Source organism: Skermanella sp. (assembly GCF_059503625.1).
Genome location: NZ_JCACHA010000377.1, coordinates 1 through 2,620, shown reverse-complemented (window position 1 = coordinate 2,620; position 2,620 = coordinate 1). Strand labels below are relative to the sequence as shown.

Here is a 2,620-nt window from a genome sequence, read left to right as displayed (position 1 = left end):
GCCTCATGCTGCGAAGGCTATGCCGAAGAACAATATGATCCCGGACGGACACTCATAAATCAAACGTCATGTCGAAAACTTCATTTCGAAACCTAAGCAATCCCATGAAAGACGACCAGCATTTGCGAAACATCGACAAAGCCGAAACCATATTGTCTGCAGTCTTGTCCCTCACGCATTCCAATACTGTCCGTCGATTATCGCTTCAAGATTGGGAAGACCAGATATGGAACTCGATGTCGTCATTCGCGGTCAGTCGAATGCATTCCTCCTCCTCAGCGATGATTTCGGCGGCGTCGGCGCCGCCACGCTGATCGCCGACCTACAGAAGCTGCTCGGCTTCGACGGCGTCAACGACAAGATCCGCCTGACGGCTGACTGGTACACGCCGGGGCAGCAAACGGTTTATGGCGGCACCTCCCTCATCGGCGACTGGGTGCAGCGCGGCACCGACGGCAGCTGGCAGGCGAAGTCGCACGAGCAGGACCTGCTGAACTACATCGCCAAGAACCCGCATCCGCAAGCAACGGAGACAGCGGTCGTCTGGCTCCACAGCGAGTATGACAGCCTCAACACCTCGCTCACCAAGGCCGAGTGGGAAAGCGCCGTCCGCACCGATGCATCCTGGGTGCGCAAAGGCCTCGGCCTCGACGCCGCCCACAGCCCCTATGTCTTCGTCAGCGCCATCCCCTTCGTTGGCGCTTCCAACGCGACGACGCAGGCCATCCGGCTCGGCATGGAAGAGCTCTCGGCCGATCGCTCCTTCGGCGCGCTCGTCGGCGCGCGCGACCTCGACCTCGACATGAGCTACAAATTCCCGACGGAGACCACGACGCTCAACTACGGCTCCGCGCACATGTCGAAGCAGGACACGGTGCAGACCGGCCATCGCCTCGCCCTGGCACTCGCTGAGGAGTGGGCGCAGTATGCGCGCCCGAATTCGCCCGTGGCCCTGGCCAAGGGGAATATCGCGGATGAGGGACCGAAGGCGGTCAGCGCCATCCTGCAGGATGCGGCCACGCTCCTGGTGAAGGTGGCGCATGACCAGTCGGCGGGCTTCGCCGCGCTGGACCCGCAGGCCGCGGGCGGCATCGGCTGGTCGGTGCGCAATGCCGCCGGCGCCGTCACCGCCGACTCCGTCAAGGTGGTGTCGGCCGACACGCTGCAGGTCCACTTCACCGCCGCCCTGCCCACCGATGGCGTCGCCTACTACGGCTATGGCTATGGCCGCCTGGCCGCCGCCAACCAGCCGGGCGAGGGGAATGCGGTCTATGATCAAAGCGGCCTGCCGCTCTGGACCCCGGCCAAGGGCGTCGCGCTCAGCGCGCCGACGCCGGCGCAGATCGCGCTCGGCACCGGCTCCGACACGCTGGTGCTGCGCATCTCGCAGGATGCCTATCAGGGTAGTGCGCAGTACACCGTGAAGGTCGACAACGTGCAGATCGGCGGCGTGCAGACCGCAACCGCCCTGCACCTCTCCGGCATGTTCGACACGGTGACGATCAAGGGTGACTGGGGCGTCGGCAGCCACTCCGTCGCCGTCACCTTCCTCAACGATGCCTTGGGCAGCGGCCCGGGCGCCGACCGCAATCTCTTCGTGGACGGCATAACCTATGACGGCGTCGCGGTCGCCAAGGGTGCGGCGGCGCTGACCAGCGCGGGGACGGCGAGCTTCGCCCTGCAGGACAGCACCGCGATCCCCGGCTCCTCCACCGCACCGGCGCCGGCGGAGATCGCGCTCGGCACCGGCTCCGACACGCTGGTGCTGCGCATCTCGCAGGATGCCTATCAGGGCAGCGCGCAGTACACCGTGAAGGTCGACAACGTGCAGATCGGCGGCGTGCAGACCGCGACGGCCTGGCACTCGTCAGGCCTGTCGGACACGGTGACCATCAAGGGCACCTGGGCGACGGGTGACCACAAGGTCGCCGTCACCTTCCTCAACGATGCTTGGGGCGGCAGCGCGGCAAGGGACCGCAACCTCCATGTCGATGGCATGAGCTACGACGGCGTCGCGGTCGCCAACTGCTCCGCCGCCCTGGTCAGCAACGGCGCGGCGACCTTCACCGTGCACGACACCGACCAGATGTTCGCCTGAGGGGGCAGGCCGCCCGCGTCAGCCAGCGTGGCCGACGAAGCCGCGGGCGAGGTTTGCGTAGATCTCCGCTTTGAACGACACGGCCAGGGACGGGAGCGTCGCCAGCAGCATCCATCGCCAGGCGTCGAATTCCGGGCGGGGGTCGAGGTCGAGGCGGATCTCGGCATCCTCGCCGAGGAAGCGGAGGGCGAACCACTTCTGCCGCTGGCCGCGATACCGGCCGCCGAGCGCCTTGCCGAGCAGATGCGCTGGTAGTCGTAGCGGAGCCAGTCCGGGTGCTCGGCGATGATCGCCGCGTTGCGGGTGCCGATCTTCTCCTCCATCTGGACGAAGATGTCGCTATCCAGCCATCAGCGGCAGAAGTATTTGAACTAACTTGCTCGACGCGCGACTTATCGCAGGTGATCGATGCCACCCGCTCGGCCGAGACATACCCTCACCGCCGCCGCCGCCGACGACCTCATGTCCAGGAACGGCAGTGCCCAGACCCGCCCGGCCCAGGAGATCGGTACCAGCAGCATC

The 2,620-nt window shown here is 65.9% G+C and carries 2 protein-coding genes; both read left to right on the top strand.

Annotation, left to right across the window (positions count from 1 at the left end):
• Positions 1 to 226: 226 nt before the first annotated feature.
• Positions 227 to 2,098, top strand: a complete 1,872-nt coding sequence (locus AC5JJ6_RS08385) for a carbohydrate-binding domain-containing protein (RefSeq protein ID WP_496041599.1) — start codon at positions 227 to 229, stop codon at positions 2,096 to 2,098.
• 27 nt (positions 2,099 to 2,125) lie between these two features.
• Entirely contained in the window at positions 2,126 to 2,353 is a 228-nt protein-coding gene (locus tag AC5JJ6_RS08380; protein ID WP_496041598.1) for a hypothetical protein, read from the top strand.
• Positions 2,354 to 2,620: the final 267 nt, after the last annotated feature.

What these genes read in the sequence shown, in the direction of transcription:
- AC5JJ6_RS08385 (WP_496041599.1), top strand. Translation starts at nt 227, where the DNA reads ATGGAACTCGATGTCGTCATTCGCGGTCAGTCGAATGCATTCCTCCTC.